The sequence below is a fragment of the Nitrospinota bacterium genome, from assembly GCA_009873635.1.
Classification (GTDB): domain Bacteria; phylum Nitrospinota; class Nitrospinia; order Nitrospinales; family VA-1; genus LS-NOB.
This window is the reverse complement of the sequence record WAHY01000019.1, coordinates 9,131-14,038: the sequence shown is the minus strand read 5'-3', so window position 1 is coordinate 14,038 and position 4,908 is coordinate 9,131. Positions and strand designations below refer to the sequence as shown.

At 46.9% G+C, this 4,908-nt stretch carries 3 protein-coding genes and 1 pseudogene (1 of these 4 running past the window's edge); all 4 read left to right on the top strand.

The window, feature by feature from the left end; all coding sequences use genetic code 11:
• Positions 1-383: 383 nt before the first annotated feature.
• The gene (locus tag F3741_10320; GenBank protein ID MZG31178.1) at positions 384-1,178 is read left to right on the top strand and encodes a formylglycine-generating enzyme family protein; all 795 of its coding nucleotides are present in this window, start codon (positions 384-386) and stop codon (positions 1,176-1,178) included.
• Positions 1,179-1,180: 2 nt separating this feature from the next.
• Positions 1,181-2,851 carry a hypothetical protein gene (locus tag F3741_10315; GenBank protein ID MZG31177.1) on the top strand — a complete coding sequence of 557 codons (1,671 nt, stop codon included), beginning with the start codon at positions 1,181-1,183 and terminating at the stop codon, positions 2,849-2,851.
• A gap of 301 nt (positions 2,852-3,152) precedes the next feature.
• The gene (locus F3741_10310; GenBank protein MZG31176.1) at positions 3,153-4,709 is read left to right on the top strand and encodes a Re/Si-specific NAD(P)(+) transhydrogenase subunit alpha; all 1,557 of its coding nucleotides are present in this window, start codon (positions 3,153-3,155) and stop codon (positions 4,707-4,709) included.
• An 11-nt stretch (positions 4,710-4,720) separates the two neighbouring features.
• Positions 4,721-4,908, top strand: a pseudogene (pntB, locus tag F3741_10305) (Re/Si-specific NAD(P)(+) transhydrogenase subunit beta); it runs 1,297 nt beyond the window's last position.

Here is a 4,908-nt window from a genome sequence, read left to right as displayed (position 1 = left end):
GCTGATCAGAAACTGCAAATCCAGTTTGATCGATACCATTCGCGTTTGACCTGGGTCTATACCGTAAACATGATTCTGGGTCTGACTTTGTTCTATATTAACGGTAAAGAGATGGCCCGGTTTTCTAGAAGGCGTGACCTGCCTGAGACCGGAGGTATTGAACAATAGTCCATCGGACCGAGATTATCCCTTTGAGCATAAATAAGTATTTTTCAGTTCTATTGCAGAAGACTGTGGCACTTCTTAAATGGTTTTTAATTGGCTCGTCCCTTTTTCTTTTTTGGGTATCATCCGTTCAGGCGAAGCATGCTGGAGTTGAGCATGATGATCCCGGTGAGACTAAAATTTCTGCTGCCCGTCCAGACCCTGATGATGTGAAAGACATGGCTTTTATTCGCTATGGAAAGTTTCTTCGGGGTTCTAATTTTGAAGAAAATAAAGCGGCTTTTAAAATGTGCCGGAAGTATGACAAATCCTGCAAACTCTGGTGGTTCTCTGATGAATACCCGGGCAAGCTGGTGACGCTGGATAATTATTGGATAGATATTTATGAAGTGACTAACGAACAATATCTTGAATTTGTTAAAGCGACAGGTCATCCCCCGGCTTTGGACGACTCCTGCACTACGGATGCATGCCGTGAAGGAAATTTATGGGATGGAGCTTCTTTTCCAAAGGCGATTCGCAGGCAACCGGTTACGCAGGTAAGCTGGTATGATGCGGATGCTTATTGCAAATGGCGGGGCAAGCGGTTGCCATCGGAGGCGGAATGGGAAAAAGCCGCTCGAGGTCCCAGCGGGAGCAAATATCCCTGGGGTAATGCATCTCCTAAAGGAAGGGCTACATACAACCGAAAATGGAGAGGTATTTACACAATGACCAATGTTGGCAGTTATCCTAACGGAGCGTCTGTGTATGGTGCTTATGATATGGCGGGTAATGTCTGGGAATGGGTGGACGACTGGTATAATCGCACTTACTACACTTATGGCAAGAAGAATAACCCCAAGGGCTATGTTGAAGGAGAATTTAAATCTGTTCGTGGTGGTTCCTGGGTTAATTACCCGGATACCTTGAGAAGCGCGTTTCGAAGATGGAGCAGACCTGAAGTCAAGTTTAACGACACCGGTTTTCGCTGCGCCAAATCTGCTCCACCAGATTTGGAATTCAAAAACTGATTATGACTGACAAGCCAAAAAGATCCGATAAATTGACCGACCGAGAACGGGAATTGTTGAAACCCTATCTTTCGGATGTTGATGCCAATGTGTTCGCCTTGGAGAACCTAAACCCTGAGGTTATAGGTGGGGCGCTTGCACGTTACAGTCGCGCGCCAACTGGGTTAAAAGAAACTGTGGTCCGGGAATTTTTAAATCCAGATGGAACCCCAAATGATGTCAAGGGTTCTCAGATGGTTGATAGGGTTGTTAACAAGTATGGTGATGAATCTGTCGCTGAGCTAGCTGTTGCTCCTTTGTGCATGGAAGAAATTTCAAACTTGATGACCAAAATCGTTGAGGATTGCAGGATAGGAGGCTCACCAATCGAAGAGTCTACCCGTTACGTTCTCTATGACGTCAAAAAGAACGGGCGCTGGCGCTATGTGTGTCCGGATAACATAAAGCAATCTGAACTCGGTAATGCGTTTGTAGCAAATATGGATTTTCTTTTTGAAACCTATGCTGCAATGGTGGAGCCCATGCAGGATTTGTTCAGGAAACGTTTGACAGAAGACGAGTTTAAAATTGAAGTAGAGCGCGATGGAAGCATCCAAAAGCTGGGCCGAAAATCACTTGAAAATGAGAATGAAATCAAGGCTCATCGTATCGCTTATAACTTTACCATTCGTAGCGCGGCTTGTGATGTGATTCGTTGTATCCTTCCTGCCTGCACTCAGGCCAATGTCGGGCTGGTGGGCAATGGGAGGTTTTTCTCCGGCCTGATCACCAAGCTGTTGTCACAAGATTTAGATGAAGCGCACGAACTTGCCGGGTCGATTAGAAATGCCCTCAATACACAGATTCCCACTTTCATCAAGCGGGCAGCGAGGAACAATTATGTAGCGAACAACCACCAGGCAATGAGGAAATTATGTCAGGAGCTTTTTGCGTCGGTCCAGATAGAAAATTCCGCCGAAGTGGAGTTGCTGGAAGATATTGCTGAAGATCAATGGGTCAACCTGATCTCTAATATGATTTTTCCTTATGTCAGGCATTCATCAAGCCAGGTTCGCGGAATTGTAAAGTCATTGCCTGAAGAACGTAGAAAACAAATTTTTGATGCTTACATTGGTTCACGCGAGAGCAAGCGTGATCGACCAGGCCGGGCATTGGAATATGGCTATCCCATTCAGTTTGATATTCTTGCTGGTTTTGCTGAATACAGGGACCTGCAGCGTCACCGCATGCTCACCCAGCAAAGGCAGGATCTTGGGATCGACCTGGGATATTCCGTGCCTGAGGAAATTGAAGAGATTGGTATGGGGGAAAAAGTTCAGGAATGTTTTGAGCGTACCGAGTCTCTACATCGCGATTTAAAAAAAGCTGGAATGGAGCAGGAAGCACAATATGCCACTTTGTTCAATCATTACATACGTTGGAATGTCGGAATGAACCTCAGGGAATTGGGCCACCTTGTTGAACTTCGCACACAGAAAGCGGGTCATCCAAAATACCGGCGTACGGCGCAAATGATGGCGCGCCAGTACCTTAATCGCCATCCAGAAATGGAGCCGGTTCTCCACTACGTTGATTACAATGACTATGATGGCGGTATAACCCGCGCGGATCAAGAAGCACGCACGGCTCGAAAAAGTCTCGCTTCCAACCTCTTTGACGATCAAGACTGCTAGTCGCAGGGCCAGTGAGTATTATCCTGTGATTGCCAACCGATGAAATCCCGGCTGAAAAATTCATATCCATTTACCACAGTAAGATATAAAAACCCCCTAAACCCCCAGCGATAAAGGGGAAGCGCCAGCTTGCCTCAGGCTCATAGAGAGAGGCCGGGACGGCTCGCAGCGTCTTCATTAATTAAGAAACCGTATATTTGGACTATTTTTTAGAGATTTTTATAAAAAAAATTGATTCTTGTGTTAGTCTTATGCGCTTAATTATTCCTCCAAAATCATTCATGAATGAGAGAAAAGAGCGATGAAGATTGGTATCCCAAAAGAAGTGCATGAAGGCGAAAAGAGGGTGGCGACCACCCCGGATGTCGCAAAACTGCTTATCAAACTGGGTTTTGAAGTCGCGATCGAGGCAGGTGCCGGTTCAGCCGCCCATTTTTCGGATGCTTCATACGTGGAAGCGGGTGCAACCGTAGTCAAAAATGCCAAAGAGATCTGGTCTGAGAGCGATATTATTTTAAAAGTAAGAGGACCTGAACATAACCCGGACCTGAATAGTGATGAAGTGGATTTGCTGAAAGAAAACCAGATTTTTATAGCGTTCCTCTGGCCAGGGCAGAATCCGGATTTACTCAAAAAATTAGCGGAGAAAAAAGTCACTGCCATGGCCATGGACATGGTGCCGCGAATATCACGCGCCCAGAAAATGGACGCGCTCAGTTCGATGGCGAATATTGCCGGGTATCGCGCAGTTGTAGAAGCCGCTCAGAATTTTGGCCGATTCTTCACCGGGCAGATCACCGCGGCAGGTAAAGTTCCCCCTGCTAAAGTCATGGTGATCGGTGCGGGTGTCGCGGGTTTGGCTGCAATTGGTGCTGCAAAAGGTATGGGTGCCATTGTAAGGGCTTTCGATACACGCCCTGAAGTTAAAGAGCAGATCGAAAGTATGGACGCTGAATTTCTCGAACTCGACTTTGAAGAAGAGGGTTCAGGAACCGGTGGTTACGCCAAGGTAATGAGTGAAGAATTCATCGCAGCGGAAATGGCTCTTTTCGCAGAGCAGGCCAAGGAAGTGGACATCATCATCACTACCGCGTTGATTCCTGGCAAACCTGCACCGGAATTAATTTTAGAAGAACATGTTGTCGCTTTGAAAGATGGCAGTGTTGTCGTTGATCTTGCCGCTGAGCAGGGTGGTAACTGTAAGTTGACTGAAGCCGGAAAAGTGGTCAAGAAACATGGTGTCACCATCATCGGATACACGGACCTGCCCAGTCGCATGGCGGCACAGGCCAGCCAGTTATATGGAACGAATCTGCGCCACCTGTTAACGGACATGTGTAAGGAAAAAGACGGTAATGCCACTGTCGATTTTGAAGACGAAGTGGTTCGTGGTGCAACAGTGACCAGGGATGGAGAAATCACCTATCCTCCACCAGCTCCGAAACTTTCGGCCGCGCCGGCCAAACCTGAAGAAAAAAAGGTAGAAGTGAAGAAGCCGGAAGAGGAAGAAAAACCCTCGGCTATGGGACCATTGGTCACTTTTATTGGGGGAGCATTAATTCTGCTTGGGTTGGGAGCTGTTGCTCCAGCATCATTCATGGCACACTTTACGGTTTTTGTATTGGCGTGTTTTGTCGGTTACATGGTTATTTGGAATGTTACCGCGGCTTTGCATACGCCGCTGATGAGTGTGACCAACGCCATCAGCAGTATCATCATCATTGGTGCTTTATTGCAAATCAGTTCCGGGGAATCGATGATCTCCTGGGTTGCTGGATTCGCAGTGCTGATTACTGCCATTAATATAACCGGCGGGTTTGCGGTAACAAGACGCATGCTCGAAATGTTTCGTAAATAGGAGGCGAAAAGATGAGTGAAGGAATCGTAACCGCCTCTTATGTAGGGGCAACAATTTTATTTATTCTGGCATTAGGTGGTTTGAGTAATCAGGAAACCGCGAGACGGGGCAACCTGTTTGGAATGATCGGTATGACTGTGGCGTTGATTGCCACCATGAGTGCCGTGACAGCAAACTGGGGAATACTGATTATTGGCCT

What these genes read in the sequence shown, in the direction of transcription:
- F3741_10315 (MZG31177.1), top strand. Translation starts at nt 1,181, where the DNA reads ATGACTGACAAGCCAAAAAGATCCGATAAATTGACCGACCGAGAACGG.
- F3741_10310 (MZG31176.1), top strand. Translation starts at nt 3,153, where the DNA reads ATGAAGATTGGTATCCCAAAAGAAGTGCATGAAGGCGAAAAGAGGGTG.
- F3741_10320 (MZG31178.1), top strand. Translation starts at nt 384, where the DNA reads ATGGCTTTTATTCGCTATGGAAAGTTTCTTCGGGGTTCTAATTTTGAA.